General features: G+C 50.7%; 13 protein-coding genes and 2 tRNA genes. 11 read left to right on the top strand and 4 right to left on the bottom strand.

Annotated elements, in window-relative coordinates:
* The first annotated feature begins 8 nt into the window (after nt 1-8).
* From ccoN to ccoS, 8 genes are all read left to right on the top strand, one after another.
* On the top strand, nt 9-1,661 hold the full coding sequence (gene ccoN, locus PsW64_RS00285; RefSeq protein WP_057464968.1) for a cytochrome-c oxidase, cbb3-type subunit I: 1,653 nt from the start codon (nt 9-11) through the stop codon (nt 1,659-1,661).
* Nucleotides 1,662-1,675: 14 nt separating this feature from the next.
* Nucleotides 1,676-2,410 carry a cytochrome-c oxidase, cbb3-type subunit II gene (gene ccoO, locus PsW64_RS00280; RefSeq protein ID WP_063287341.1) on the top strand — a complete coding sequence of 245 codons (735 nt, stop codon included), beginning with the start codon at nt 1,676-1,678 and terminating at the stop codon, nt 2,408-2,410.
* Nucleotides 2,411-2,420: 10 nt separating this feature from the next.
* Nucleotides 2,421-2,579 carry a cbb3-type cytochrome c oxidase subunit 3 gene (locus tag PsW64_RS00275; RefSeq protein ID WP_057464970.1) on the top strand — a complete coding sequence of 53 codons (159 nt, stop codon included), beginning with the start codon at nt 2,421-2,423 and terminating at the stop codon, nt 2,577-2,579.
* Complete coding sequence (gene ccoP / locus PsW64_RS00270; protein WP_057464971.1) at nt 2,579-3,454, top strand: cytochrome-c oxidase, cbb3-type subunit III; 876 nt, start codon at nt 2,579-2,581, stop codon at nt 3,452-3,454. The genes PsW64_RS00275 and ccoP overlap by 1 nt, the downstream gene beginning before the upstream one ends.
* A gap of 171 nt (nt 3,455-3,625) precedes the next feature.
* The gene (gene ccoG, locus PsW64_RS00265) at nt 3,626-5,026 is read left to right on the top strand and encodes a cytochrome c oxidase accessory protein CcoG (RefSeq protein ID WP_063302385.1); all 1,401 of its coding nucleotides are present in this window, start codon (nt 3,626-3,628) and stop codon (nt 5,024-5,026) included.
* A gap of 123 nt (nt 5,027-5,149) precedes the next feature.
* Nucleotides 5,150-5,677 carry a FixH family protein gene (locus PsW64_RS00260; RefSeq protein ID WP_063287342.1) on the top strand — a complete coding sequence of 176 codons (528 nt, stop codon included), beginning with the start codon at nt 5,150-5,152 and terminating at the stop codon, nt 5,675-5,677.
* A 12-nt stretch (nt 5,678-5,689) separates the two neighbouring features.
* A complete protein-coding gene (locus tag PsW64_RS00255) occupies nt 5,690-7,909 on the top strand; it encodes a cation-translocating P-type ATPase (RefSeq protein ID WP_063302331.1) in 2,220 nt (739 codons plus the stop codon).
* An 8-nt stretch (nt 7,910-7,917) separates the two neighbouring features.
* A complete protein-coding gene (gene ccoS / locus PsW64_RS00250; protein WP_057464974.1) occupies nt 7,918-8,106 on the top strand; it encodes a cbb3-type cytochrome oxidase assembly protein CcoS in 189 nt (62 codons plus the stop codon).
* A 156-nt stretch (nt 8,107-8,262) separates the two neighbouring features.
* Here ccoS and hemA read toward each other — a convergent pair whose 3' ends face one another.
* Complete coding sequence (gene hemA / locus PsW64_RS00245) at nt 8,263-9,540, bottom strand: 5-aminolevulinate synthase (protein ID WP_057464975.1); 1,278 nt, start codon at nt 9,538-9,540, stop codon at nt 8,263-8,265.
* A gap of 301 nt (nt 9,541-9,841) precedes the next feature.
* Here hemA and PsW64_RS00240 point away from each other — a divergent pair, with 301 nt between their 5' ends.
* Nucleotides 9,842-10,351: a response regulator gene (locus tag PsW64_RS00240; protein ID WP_082597066.1), complete on the top strand. Its 510-nt coding sequence runs from the start codon at nt 9,842-9,844 to the stop codon at nt 10,349-10,351.
* Nucleotides 10,352-10,431: 80 nt separating this feature from the next.
* Here the strand turns inward: PsW64_RS00240 and PsW64_RS00235 are convergent, their stop codons facing one another.
* The 3 genes from PsW64_RS00235 to PsW64_RS00225 form a co-directional block, all read right to left on the bottom strand.
* The gene (locus PsW64_RS00235; RefSeq protein ID WP_057464977.1) at nt 10,432-10,614 is read right to left on the bottom strand and encodes a hypothetical protein; all 183 of its coding nucleotides are present in this window, start codon (nt 10,612-10,614) and stop codon (nt 10,432-10,434) included.
* Nucleotides 10,615-11,141: 527 nt separating this feature from the next.
* Nucleotides 11,142-11,216, bottom strand: a tRNA-Thr gene (locus tag PsW64_RS00230).
* Nucleotides 11,217-11,248: 32 nt separating this feature from the next.
* Nucleotides 11,249-11,323, bottom strand: a tRNA-Thr gene (locus tag PsW64_RS00225).
* A 190-nt stretch (nt 11,324-11,513) separates the two neighbouring features.
* Here PsW64_RS00225 and PsW64_RS00220 point away from each other — a divergent pair.
* Complete coding sequence (locus PsW64_RS00220) at nt 11,514-11,729, top strand: hypothetical protein (RefSeq protein WP_063302330.1); 216 nt, start codon at nt 11,514-11,516, stop codon at nt 11,727-11,729.
* Between the two features lie 304 nt (nt 11,730-12,033).
* The gene (gene murA / locus PsW64_RS00215) at nt 12,034-13,323 is read left to right on the top strand and encodes a UDP-N-acetylglucosamine 1-carboxyvinyltransferase (protein ID WP_063302329.1); all 1,290 of its coding nucleotides are present in this window, start codon (nt 12,034-12,036) and stop codon (nt 13,321-13,323) included.
* The last annotated feature ends 15 nt before the right edge of the window (nt 13,324-13,338 follow it).

Below are 13,338 nucleotides of genomic sequence, written 5' to 3'. Positions count from 1 at the left end.
CGAACATCATGGGTGAGCGGAAAGTCCGATATCTGTCACTTGAAGAAGGCGGTTACACCGTACTTCTTTTGGTAGCAGCGATTTTCTGTCTGATCATTGCAGGGAAAACCTGGGATCAGGTCTTGGCATTTCATACCGCTTTGATTGCATTAGCATCACTGGCGGGTATCTTCTTTATTTTTCGCCGATACTTCGACGGAAACAACAGTCCGGCACCGTTAGAGATTAACGGCAAACCGAACTATAATATGGGGCCCGTAAAATTTGCGACTTGGGCTTCTGTTTTTTGGGGTATCGCAGGCTTTTCCGTCGGCGTGATTATCGCTTCGCAGTTGGCATTCCCAGCGTTGAACTTTGATCTGCCTTGGACCAATTTTGGGCGTCTCCGTCCTCTCCATACTTCAGCCGTGATTTTCGCATTTGGCGGAAACGTGTTGATTGCGACATCGTTCTACGTTGTGCAGCGCACGTGTCAGGCCCGCCTGATGGGTACGATTTCGCCTTGGTTTGTTGTTCTGGGTTATAATCTGTTCATCGTTGTTGCGGGTACAGGTTACCTGCTTGGTGTTACACAGAGTAAAGAGTACGCCGAACCAGAATGGTACGCAGATTTGCTGCTGACTATTGTCTGGGTGGCCTACCTGTTGACATTCTTGGGGCCAATCTGGCGTCGCAAAGAAGCTCACATTTACGTAGCGAACTGGTTCTACCTCGCGTTTATCGTGACAATTGCAGTTCTGCATTTGTTCAACAACGCGTCTATTCCTGTCAGCATCTACTCCACTAAATCCTATATTGTTTGGGGCGGCGTTCAAGATGCGATGGTGCAGTGGTGGTATGGCCATAACGCTGTTGGCTTCTTCCTGACTGCTGGCTTCCTGGCAATCATGTATTACTTTATTCCAAAGCGTGCTGAGCGTCCGGTGTATTCTTACCGTCTGTCAATCGTGCACTTTTGGGCTCTGATCTTCCTATACATCTGGGCTGGTCCTCACCACTTGCACTACACGTCTCTGCCTCAGTGGGCGGGCACGCTCGGTATGACCTTCTCCATCATCCTTTGGATGCCTTCCTGGGGTGGTATGATCAACGGTCTGATGACTCTGTCAGGTGCTTGGGACAAACTGCGGACAGATCCTGTTCTGCGTATGATGGTTGTTTCCGTTGCATTCTACGGCATGGCGACCTTCGAAGGACCTCTGATGTCCATCCGTGCTGTGAACGGTCTGTCACACTACACTGACTGGACGATTGGTCACGTACACGCTGGCGCACTCGGCTGGGTTGGTTACATCTCCTTCGGTGCTCTGTATTGCCTGGTTCCTTGGCTTTACAATAAGTCATTGTACTCTTTGCGCTTGGTTAACTGGCACTTCTGGGTCTCTACACTTGGCATCGTGTTCTATATCTGTTCAATGTGGGTATCCGGCATTATGCAGGGTCTGATGTGGCGTGCTTACGACAGCCTCGGCTTCCTTGAGTACTCCTTCATCGAAACAGTTGATGCGATGTACCCGTTCTATGTCATGCGTGCATTCGGCGGTCTGCTCTTCCTCGCAGGTGCTCTCGTCATGGTTTACAACCTCGTAATGACAGTTCGTGCCGGTGAAGCAGTTGAGAGCGAAGGTGCAGGTCAACCTGCTCTGACGCCAGCGGAATAATCGGGAGATCACGAATGTCTGCTTGGAAAAAACACCAAATCTTCGAGAAAAACTCGCTGATCCTGATTGTTGGCATCATCATCATGATCTCAATCGGCGGTCTCGTGGAAATCGTGCCTCTTTTTTACCTGAAAAGCACGATTGAGAAAACTGAGGGCATGCGCCCTTACACTCCGCTTGAGCTTGTTGGACGTAACATCTATGTGCGTGAAGGCTGTTATGCATGTCACTCACAGCAGATCCGTCCAATGCGCGACGAGTTGGAGCGCTACGGCAACTACTCGCTGGCAGCGGAATCCATGTACGATCGTCCATTCCAATGGGGTTCTAAGCGTACTGGTCCTGACCTCGCTCGTGTAGGCGGCAAGTACTCTGATGAGTGGCAGCGTGATCACCTGATCAACCCACGCTCAGTGTCTCCGACCTCAGTGATGCCTGGCTACCCGTTCCTGATGGATGCCAAGCTCTCTACGATCGAGATCGAGAACCATCTGAAAGTGAATGCATTGTATGGTGTTCCTTATACCGAGGAACAGATCGCAAGCGCAAAAGTGGATCTCCTCGCTCAGGCCGAGCCTGATAGTGATGCAGCGGAAGCGTTCGAAGAGCGTTACCCAGATGTTCTCATCCGCGACTTTGACGGCAACGCCAAAGAAGTGACTGAGATGGATGCACTTGTGGCTTATCTGCAGATGCTTGGCACACTCGTAGACTTTAGCCTCTACGACGAAAAAGCCAACTTGCGCTAAGGAGAAGATGATGGACGCGACTTACACCGCTCTTGCACACTTCGCGCAAACTGGTGGCCTGCTCTATTTCATGGCAATCTTTGCAGGCGTAGTTCTTTACGCTTGCTGGCCAAGCAATGGGGAGCGCTTTAACGATGCTTCACAGATCCCGCTGCGGGAGGACGATTAATGGCTGAGCACAAAAAGGAAATCGACCAGGTAACGGGTGTCGAAACCACTGGTCACGAATGGGATGGCCTGAAGGAACTCAATCATCCGCTCCCTAAGTGGTGGCTCTATATGTTCTACGGCACCATCGTATGGTCCGTAATCTACTGGATCCTCATGCCAAGTTGGCCATTGGTCAACGGCTATACAAAAGGTCTTCTGAACTACAGCCAGCGTGCGGTTGCAACGGAGAACTTTGATGTAGCGGCTGCAGAGCGCGCAGAAACCGGCAAGATGCTTCTCGAAGCATCTCTCGAAGAAATTCGTGATACTCCGGAACTGCTCGAGTTTGCTATGGCTCAGGGTGAAGTGGCATTCGGTGACAACTGTGCACCTTGTCATGGAACTGGTGCGACAGGCTTTGAAGGCTATCCTAACCTTCAGGACGACAGCTGGATCTGGGGTGGTGACTTGGACACCCTCTCAACCACGATCTCTTATGGTGTTCGTTCAGAACATGACGAAACCCGGTATGCGGAAATGCCTGCATTCGGCCGTGATGAGCTGCTTGAAAAAGAAGAGATTGTTCAGGTTGCGAACTATGTTGGTTCTATAGCAGGTCTTCCAACACAAGAAGGCGTTGATCTGGAAGCAGGCAAAGTGATCTATGAAGAGAACTGTGCTGCCTGTCATATGGAAAACGCTAAGGGTGATCTGGAAACAGGTTCTCCGAACCTGACAGCACCAACCTATCTCTATGGCAAGTCCGTAGAAGACATCATCGCGCAGGTGAATGCACCACGTCACGGTGTGATGCCTGCATGGATCGATCGTCTGGGTGAAACCACAGTTAAATCACTGGCTGTGTACGTTCACTCACTCGGTGGCGGTCAATAAGATCTCTGAATATTTTTGAGATGACGACATAAGCGAGGACGCGTAAGTGCCCTCGCTTCACTTGCACAAAGCACATCGCCAACTGAGGAAGACATTATGTCTAGCCAAGTTGAACCCATCGATAAAGAAGAGGACGAAGCCTGGTTCGCGTCAGCGGCTAAAGTTTACCCTATGGAGGTAAATGGCCGTTTTCGGAAAATCAAATGGGCAATCCTTTTTATTACCCTTGGAATTTATTACTTTACTCCCTTCATCCGTTGGGACAGAGGGCCTTTGCTCCCTGATCAGGCTGTTCTCGTCGATTTTGAGAGAAAAAGAGGTTATTTCTTCTTTCTCGAAATCTGGCCACAGGAAGTCTATTACCTCGCCGGATTGCTCATCATTGCAGCTGTTGGTCTGTTCTTGATGAATGCTATCGCGGGTCGTCTCTGGTGCGGTTATCTTTGCCCGCAGACAGTTTGGACAGACCTGTTCTTCCGCGTAGAAAGCGTGATTGAAGGCGATCGCCGCAAAAGGATTACGCTGGACAAACAGCCCTGGAATGCAGAAAAGATTCTCAAAAAGGGAACGAAGCATTTTCTCTGGTTGATGATTGCCTGGTGGACCGGCGGAGCGTGGGTTCTTTACTTCGCGGATGCTCCAACCCTTGTGTATGATCTGGCAACCGGTCAGGCTGCATTTTCTGCTTATGTCTGGATCGGCATCCTGACGTTCACCACCTATTCGCTGGCTGGTCACATGCGTGAGCAGGTCTGTGTGTATATGTGTCCTTGGCCACGTATTCAGGCAGCTCTTACGGATGAGCATGCGCTCAATGTGACGTATCGCTACGACCGTGGTGAACCTCGTGGTCACTTGAAAGAGAGCAAAAAGCGCATCGCAGAAGGCTTGCCAGCTGGTGATTGTATCGACTGTAATCAGTGTTTCTATGCATGTCCGACTGGTGTCGACATTCGTAAAGGCGCGCAGCTCGATTGCATCCAGTGTGGTCTGTGTATTGATGCGTGTGACTCAATCATGACCAAGGTTGGAAAGCCAACGGGTCTGATCGCATATGACACGGACGATAACATTGAGCGTCGTGAGAAAGGTGAGACAGCAGTTTACCGTCTGATCCGTCCTCGTACTGTAGTCTATACAGCAATCATTGCGTTGATTGCAGGTGGGATGCTGTACGCCCAGCTCAATCGCTCCATGACGAGTTTGTCTGTCGTTCATGACCGGAACCCGCTGTATGTTAAACAAAGTGATGGGTCCTTCAGAAACGGCTACTCACTCCGCCTGCTGAACAAACACAACGACGAGCAATCTTTCACGCTTAGCGTTGAAGATATGCCTACAGGGGCTACCTTTGAGGTTGTGGGCATTCACAAGAATGCGGCTGACGTGACAAAGGATACTCAGCTGAGCTTGTCGGTAGATGCTGATACGACCCGTTCTGTACGAGCACTGGTGTTCTCTCCAGCTGGCGTTGAAATGCCAAGCTCTCTGCCTATGAGCTTTAAGCTGGTGGACACAGAGACGGGTGAAACAACAGTGATCAGCGACTTCTTCCGGGCACCCGGCAAATAGTCGTCACAGGCTGTAAAAGCACCTAATTAAACTTGCGTGATAAGGGGTACGCCCCTTATCACTTTAACAATCAAAAGGCGAAGCTCACCCCCCATCTTATGAGCCGCCAAAAGGAGCTAGGATATGACAATGGCTGTAGACCACAAGTCTCCACGCAAGCCACGGCAGATTACCGGCCGCATGGTTCTGTTCAGCCTTATCGCGTTCTTCGGTGCTATCGCCGCTATGAATGCTGTTATGATCTATATTGCGCTCGATACCTTTCCAGGACTGGAAGTCGATAGCTCCTACAAGGTAAGCCAGCGATACAACAAAGAAATCGCCAAGGCGAATGCTCAGGCCGCTCTGAACTGGAGCGTAAATGCTGCCATTGAACGCAACGGTGATGGCTCTGCCCATATTCGCGTTCTGGCTAAAGACAAAGCTGGTGCTCCAATCACTGGCGAAATGGTCACCGTTAAACTGCACCGCCCAACAATCACCGCAGCTGATCAGGATCTTGTTCTGTCTGAGCGCTCCGCGGGTGAATATGTAGCCAATGCATCTGGCATTGGTGCGGGCAACTGGAACGTGGTCGTAGAAATCGCGGATCGAAGTGACAAAACACTTCCGATCTTCCGTTCCAAAAACAAGATTTTCTTCGCTGAGTAAGGCGGTAATAGCATGTCTGCGCCTGAAAGGGATTGGGCTGCATTCGTAACAAATACCGATGATGGCAAGGCTCATATGGACCTTGCCGTTGATGGTATTACGTGTGCCGCATGTATGTACGAAATTGAGCGTGGCCTCCAGAAATTGGATGGCGTAGAAAAAGCACGCGTAAACCTGTCATCCCACCGTCTTTCAGTGGACTGGGATGGAGAGAAGACCAATCCATCTCCTATTGTCGATCTTCTCCAAAGGCTGGGCTATAAAGCGTACCCTTTTGATCCTGCTCAGGTAAAATCCCGCGGCGATGCTGTGGGCAAAGAGATCTTGCGCGCACTGGCCGTCTCTGGCTTTGCAGCAATGAATATCATGCTGTTGTCCATCTCAATCTGGTCTGGCAACGCATCAGATATTGATCCTGAGACCCGGTCTTTCTTCCATTGGATTTCCGCACTAATCGCACTGCCAACCGTCGTTTACTCTGGCCGCATTTTCTTCCGCAGTGCCTACATGGCTGTGAAGACAGGCCGTTTGAATATGGACGTGCCGATCACAATCGGGGTGTTGCTCGCAACTGGCCTATCCATGTGGCAAACCGTTCAGGAAGCAGAGCACGCTTATTTTGATAGCGCAGTGATGCTGTTGTTCTTCCTGCTCGTTGGCCGTTACTGCGATCATCTCATGCGCAGAAAAACGCGTTCTTTTGCGGAAAACCTCGCGACTTTGAAAGCCGAGAGCGCTGCTAAGATACAAGAGGACGGCAGCGCACTCGATGTGCCTCTATCTAAATTGTCTATTGGTGATCGTGTTCTGGTCAGAGCTGGTGAGCGCATTTCCGTCGATGGCAAAATCTCCACGGGCACATCAGAAGTCGATCAGAGTCTGGTGACAGGCGAAACCTTGTTACAGCCTGTCGGGGAAGGGGACCTCGTCTACGCAGGTACCATGAACACCTACGGCGTGTTGGAGATTGAAGTCACAGCTGCTGCAAAAGGCACACTGCTTGATGAAGTGAACAGGCTTTTGGAAACGGCTATGGAAGGTCGGTCCAAATACGTTCATATCGCAGATCGCGCCTCACAGCTTTATGCGCCCGTTGTGCATGCGGCTGCACTACTGACGCTCGTGGGCTGGATCATGCTCGGCATGGCGTGGCAGCCGGCTTTGGTCATCGCGATCTCCGTTCTCATCATCACATGCCCCTGTGCTCTAGGCCTTGCAATTCCGGCAGTTCAGGTTGTGGCAAGCGGCTTGTTCTTTAATGAACGAGTGCTGCTGAACGCTGGTGATGCGATTGAGCGTCTGGCGACAGTTGATACCATTGTGTTCGACAAAACCGGCACTCTGACATTGCCAGAAGCTTCGCTCTCAAAGGAGCATGGTCTTGCAGCTGAACAGTTAGAGCTGGCGGGTCGTCTTGCTCTGTCTTCTTCACATCCATTGTCTCAGGCCATCGCAAAAGCAACCGGCGCACAACAAGCACTGCCAGATGCAAAAGAGAGTGCGGGCAAAGGGGTGGAAGCTGTCGTCGATGGAATGTGTGCGAAGCTAGGCTCTCCCGCATTTTGCGGTGTTTCTGATGAGCAGCTCGAACAAGCAAAAACGCAGCAACCGGATGCTTCCTTTGTCGCTTTCCAATCTGGAGACAAGCCTGCACAATTGCTTCCCGTTGGCCAGTTTATGAGGGAAGGGGCAACTGAAACGATCCAGAAGCTCAAAACTGCGGGCTACACAATTGAAATTCTCAGTGGTGACCATAAAGGTGCAGTCGAACACGCAGCGCAGATGCTTAGTGTTGAAAGTTGGCAAGCTGCTATGAAGCCTCAAGACAAGATCGACCATATCGAAAAACTGAAAGCACAAGGCAAGAAGGTTCTGATGGTTGGTGATGGCCTCAATGATGCCCCCTCGCTCGCGGCAGCAAACGTATCCATCTCGCCTGTTTCAGCGGTTCACGTCAGTCAGGCAGCTGCAGATGCAGTCTTCCTGGGAGATAGCCTTGCGCCCGTTATGAGCGCACTGACAATCTCGAAGAAAGCGCGTTGGGTGATGAACCAAAATCTCGCCATTTCTGTTGTCTATAACTTGATTGCAGTGCCGTTTGCAGTGCTAGGTTTTGTCACACCTCTTGTTGCAGCCTTGGCTATGTCGGGTTCTTCCATTATTGTGACACTCAACGCTGTACGCCTGAGAATGCTCGCAGGCTCATCTACTCAGCCTAATCCGGAGGCCTGAACAGAACTATGGAAGTCTTAATCTACCTCATTCCGATTGCGTTGTTTCTTGGTGGCGCAGGTTTGGTAGCGTTTTTATGGTCCCTCCGCTCTGGTCAGTATGATGATATGGAAGGGCCGAAATGGCGTATACTGGATGATGGTGATTTGCAGGAAAACAGTACACCGGTAGAAGCTGCTAAACGCAAGGTTTCCTGAGTAGGGACCTCAGCGTCACGAGCTGTATTTAGCGATAAGAGAAATGAAATGAGAGGCTTGTAAGCGACCCGCTTCAAGCCTTTTTCTATGCAGTTTTGAAAGCAACAAAAAAGGCCAGCAAATTTGCCGGCCTTTTGCAATGAATTGAGGTAGCGTTTAGCCGCCAGCAAACTGATAAACAGCCTGGCCTTGCGCAGCATCCAGATCTTCTTCCGCTGGAGCATCGGTGAATGGCAACTCAAGAGTTTGCCATACATCCACCAGAGCATCGCGCAGATGATCAATCAGGGCATCGTTGTGGACTGGGCCCGGAGTGATGCGCAGACGCTCAGTGCCGCGTGGAACTGTTGGGTAGTTGATTGGCTGAATGTAGATGCCATGCTTATCCAACAGCAGATCGGTTGCCTGCTTACACAGATCAGGATCAGCAACCAGCACTGGAATGATGTGTGTGTCAGAAGGCATCACAGGAAGGCCTGCTGCTTTCAGTACATCTTTTGTGCGCTGTGCCTGACGCTGCTGACCTTCGCGCTCTACACCGGATTCCTTCAGGTGCTTGATGGAAGCTGTTGCTGCCGCAGCAAGTCCTGGTGGAATAGCAGTGGTAAAGATGAAGCCTGGAGCATAGGAGCGAACCGCATCAATGATAGTCTGAGAAGCAGTGATATAACCGCCCATCACACCGAATGCTTTCGCCAGTGTACCTTCAATGATGTCGATGCGATCCATGACCGCGTCACGTTCAGCAATACCTGCGCCGCGCGGACCGTACATGCCAACAGCATGCACTTCGTCGATGTAGGTCATCGCATTGTACTTGTCGGCAAGGTCACAAATGCGCTCGATCGGTGCGATATCGCCATCCATGGAGTACACGGATTCAAACACGATCAGCTTTGCGCGGTCGTTCCCAGCAGACTTGAGCAAGTCTTCAAGGTGCTCAAGGTCATTATGACGCCATACTTTCTTAGAAGTCCCTGCGCCGCGAACACCCGCAATCATGGAAGCGTGGTTCAGCTGGTCAGACAGGATCAGGCAATCAGGAAGCAACTTTGCAATTGTCGAAATGGACGCTTCGTTGGAAACAAAACCACTTGAGAAAACGAGCGCGCCTTCTTTTCCGTGGAGGTCTGCGAGTTCTTCTTCAAGCTGTACCAGAGGGTAATTCGTGCCCGAGATGTTACGCGTACCGCCTGCGCCAGCTCCCATGCGCTGAACGGTTTCTGTCATGGCATCAATAACTTTAGGGTGTTGGCCCATCCCCAGGTAGTCGTTTGAACACCAAATGACGATTTCACGGAGGTTTTGATTTTCCTTACGCCACAGTGCGTGTGGGTGACGCCCTGCAATGCGTTCGAGATTAGCAAATACGCGGTACCGTTTTTCATCCTTCAAAGAAGCAATCGCCTCATTGAAGATATTTTGGTAGTCCATTTTTTGCCCCTTATATTGCGGCGGTATTATTCGGCGATACTTTAGAGTTAGCCTAAACTTAGCGATAATCCTTATCCCTGTCGAAGGACACATTGACGCGGTCCATGGAATTGCGGATTTATCAAAGGATTTTTTCACCTAACGCATATCAGCCTATATATATCGCAGACATAGTCTTTGACATAGAACTATAATTGGGCAGTCTTGCAATTTGTTATGTTCTCTGCCACACCTTGTAACTAATAACTGAATTTCTGTTCTAATTTAATTGGGTTACATCAAGTGACCGGGGCATGACTGCGTGAGTATAGACCTCTCATCCTTATCGTTTTTGGTGGTTGAAGACAGCGCTTATATGCGCACAATTCTGCGTACAATGCTTCAAGGTTTTGGAGCCCGGAAAATCGTCGAAGCGGAAGACGGAGCGTCTGGTCTGGAAGCGATGGACCGCGCTAATCCGGATATCCTGATTCTCGACTGGGTTATGCCAATTCTCGACGGGGCTGATATGGTGCGCATGATCCGTACCCAGAATAATCCGTACGCTTATATCCCGATTATTATGGTCACGGCCCATACCGAACGCAGCCGCATTATCGAAGCCAGAAAGCTGGGCATCCACGAGTTGCTGTGTAAGCCGATTTCTGCCAAAGCGCTCTATCAACGCATTGCATCGATTATTCTTCAGCCAAGAGACTTTGTGAAAACAGCAGGTTACTTCGGCCCGGCACCGCGTGAAATCCGCGGACACAAAAAGAACTGGGACGGAAACAGCATCATTGGCGAGGCAAACTCAGCCACGATGGTCTGAGCTTTCTTTTTTCGCAATGAGGCATGCAACAACCTCCTCGGAGGCGTTGAGTTGCCCCCAAGGTGGATCATCTATGACGCCTATAGAGCGGAGAGGGCCTTGATCGCTTGATCCCATTTCTCTGATGGAAGACTGGATACCAATCGAATGAGTTTGGCGAACTCTGCTTCCTCAAGTTGGTAGCGAAGCATCTGTAGCTCTGCTTCGGAAAACTTTCCGTGTGCTGCTGTCGGGACATCTGCGTCGATGACTGCCTGATCCATTTTTACCTCCTGAAACTCCAACAAAATGAATATCAGCGGACACTTGCGCGAGAGCTCATGCAAGTGCGCTTGGGAGGCATACCCTCTTCCCCGATCCGCAAAACGGTTGGTTGGAAAACTACCCCAATACGCCCCCAAGACCACAGAAACGTCGCAGGACTCCCATCACATGTAAACCAACTCCAAGATGAAATTTGGTCGAATTGTGGCACGTTGCATCTCAGGCACAGTGCCGCAAAGGCATGTAGAGCTCAGCTCAAGAACGTGGAATTTTATTTCATTGAGCTGATATTTATGTGTTCGGGTGAGTTTGTTTGTTTCGCGACCGCTTTGGATTATCGATGGATTACCGTTGATAAGTGCGATTGCTTGCCCTCAGAAAAGTCTGCGCGTTAGAGAGGGCTCACGGCAGAGTTGTAAATTGTTCTAAAATTCAGTGATTTTTTAAAATCAGATTTCACAGAACGCGCAACAGGAAGGCAATGCGCATGACGTAAATCGGTGAAACAGTCGATTAAAGAGAAGAATGGTGCTGCCGGAGAGATTTGAACTCTCGACCTCTCCCTTACCAAGGGAGTGCTCTACCCCTGAGCTACGGCAGCGCGCCGAAATTTGTGCAGTGCTGTTAGAAGAATGGTGCTGCCGGAGAGATTTGAACTCTCGACCTCTCCCTTACCAAGGGAGTGCTCTACCCCTGAGCTACGGCAGCATCGCATAAATATGAAGCACTTAAGCGCTTCTCGTATCTTCCAAACCAGCGTATTTTGCAACGAGGTAAGTGCTCCGCAGGCAGCGCCCTCGGAACGAGGAGGCTTATGTCATAACCCTTTTAAACCTGCAAGGGGTTTTATTGGCAGTTCTGTGGAAACTGAATAACACAGTGAAATGAGAGCATTGCCATGCACTTGTCGTATATTAGGGCACTTGGCTTCAATCCCGTCCTCGTGTACCTGTTGAGCATGACAGATTCAAAGAAAACCGAAACAACGGGCAACCAGTCAAAGTCCGTGGCAAAGCCAAAAAGCGACCCGAAAGCAGATCGTTTGGCCGAAGCCTTACGCGCCAACTTACGTCGCAGAAAACAGGCTGCTAAGAAGAATACTGACGAAGACTAGAGATTGCTGCATGCGCTTTGCTCAATCGCGAGGGCGTTAAGTAAAAATCTAGCATTTATCGCTAAATTGAAAATATATGGAAATCTCGCCGAAAACTGCAGGTTTTGGGCGGAGTAGGATGTTGCGGTCTTTGTAAGTCCTGCTAATGCGAAATATCAGCAGGATCTATTGGGGAAAACCGTTGGGGAAGAAACTAGGCAGAAGCGCTGCCTTGCTTATGCCACAGCCCTGATGTTAGTGGACACGATCAATTCTTCTTCAAATTTGTGTTTCCCGCCGCGGGCTTTATTGGGGTTATAGAAGTATGGACAAAATTCGTATTGTTGGTGGCAATCAGCTTAATGGTGTTATTCCGATCTCAGGCGCGAAGAATGCTGCGCTGCCTTTGATGATCGCGTCACTGCTCTGCGAAGATACGTTGACCCTTGAGAATGTGCCCCGCTTGCGTGATGTCGCACTTCTCACTCAGATTCTTTCCAATCACGGTGTAGATTATTCGGTCGACGGCAAACGGGCAGGTCAAGATACAATGACTGGCCAGACCATTCATCTGAATGCCAGCAACATTGTCGACACAACAGCTCCATATGAGCTGGTGTCCAAGATGCGTGCAAGCTTCTGGGTGATCGGTCCGTTACTCGCACGTATGCATACAGCCCGTGTGTCTCTGCCAGGGGGGTGCGCAATCGGGACGCGTCCGGTCGACTTCTTCATCGACGGACTGAAAGCACTTGGCGCTGATATAGAGATGGATCGCGGCTATGTTCAGGCAGATGCCAAGGGCGGCCTGAAGGGTGGCCGGGTCGTCTTCCCGAAAATCTCCGTGGGAGCAACACACACAGTCATGATGGCTGCGACACTGGCCAAGGGCGAGAGCGTAATCGAAAACGCTGCTCAGGAACCAGAAGTCACTGATCTCGCAAACTGCCTGATTGGCATGGGTGCAAAGATTGAAGGTGCTGGCACCGACACAATCCATATTCAGGGTGTAGATAGCCTGGGCGCACATCGCCATCCGGTTATTCCTGACCGTATCGAAACCGGGACCTATGCCATGGCAGTGGCAATGACGGGTGGTGAAGTCACTCTGGAAGGCGCACGCGGCGATCTTCTCGAAGGGGCACTGGATGTCCTTCGTCAGACCGGAACAGAAATCACTGAAACCAATATGGGTCTCAAAATTAAGCGCAACGGTGCTGGTATCAGCCCGGTAGACGTTTCCACTGAGCCGTTCCCGGGTTTCCCAACAGATCTGCAGGCGCAGTTCATGGCGCTCATGACCCGCTCCAAAGGTGTGAGTAAGATCACTGAGAACATCTTCGAAAACCGTTTCATGCACGTTCAGGAGCTGGCACGCCTTGGCGCTAAGATCACATTGGACGGGCAGGTGGCTTCTGTGGAGGGCGTTGAAACCCTGCGCGGCGCTCAGGTTATGGCAACAGACCTTCGCGCATCTGTTTCTCTCGTCATCGCTGGTTTGGCGGCGGAAGGTGAAACGACGGTCAGCCGTGTCTATCACCTTGATCGCGGCTTTGAGCGGCTGGAAGAGAAGCTGTCTCGCTGCGGTGCGGTGATCGAGCGTATCTCGGCCTAACGAATCCGAAGCAAA

Source organism: Pseudovibrio sp. W64 (assembly GCF_001623145.1).
GTDB lineage: Bacteria > Pseudomonadota > Alphaproteobacteria > Rhizobiales > Stappiaceae > Pseudovibrio.
The sequence above is the reverse complement of the archived record's forward strand: the minus strand, read 5'-3'. Positions and strand labels throughout refer to the sequence as shown.

Excerpts from the sequence above, each read along its gene's own strand:
- ccoN (WP_057464968.1), top strand. The coding sequence starts at position 9 with ATGGGTGAGCGGAAAGTCCGATATCTGTCACTTGAAGAAGGCGGTTAC.
- ccoO (WP_063287341.1), top strand. The coding sequence starts at position 1,676 with ATGTCTGCTTGGAAAAAACACCAAATCTTCGAGAAAAACTCGCTGATC.
- ccoS (WP_057464974.1), top strand. The coding sequence starts at position 7,918 with ATGGAAGTCTTAATCTACCTCATTCCGATTGCGTTGTTTCTTGGTGGC.
- ccoP (WP_057464971.1), top strand. The coding sequence starts at position 2,579 with ATGGCTGAGCACAAAAAGGAAATCGACCAGGTAACGGGTGTCGAAACC.
- ccoG (WP_063302385.1), top strand. The coding sequence starts at position 3,626 with ATGGAGGTAAATGGCCGTTTTCGGAAAATCAAATGGGCAATCCTTTTT.
- PsW64_RS00275 (WP_057464970.1), top strand. The coding sequence starts at position 2,421 with ATGGACGCGACTTACACCGCTCTTGCACACTTCGCGCAAACTGGTGGC.
- PsW64_RS00235 (WP_057464977.1), bottom strand. The coding sequence starts at position 10,614 with ATGGATCAGGCAGTCATCGACGCAGATGTCCCGACAGCAGCACACGGA.
- PsW64_RS00255 (WP_063302331.1), top strand. The coding sequence starts at position 5,690 with ATGTCTGCGCCTGAAAGGGATTGGGCTGCATTCGTAACAAATACCGAT.
- hemA (WP_057464975.1), bottom strand. The coding sequence starts at position 9,540 with ATGGACTACCAAAATATCTTCAATGAGGCGATTGCTTCTTTGAAGGAT.
- PsW64_RS00260 (WP_063287342.1), top strand. The coding sequence starts at position 5,150 with ATGACAATGGCTGTAGACCACAAGTCTCCACGCAAGCCACGGCAGATT.
- PsW64_RS00220 (WP_063302330.1), top strand. The coding sequence starts at position 11,514 with ATGCACTTGTCGTATATTAGGGCACTTGGCTTCAATCCCGTCCTCGTG.
- murA (WP_063302329.1), top strand. The coding sequence starts at position 12,034 with ATGGACAAAATTCGTATTGTTGGTGGCAATCAGCTTAATGGTGTTATT.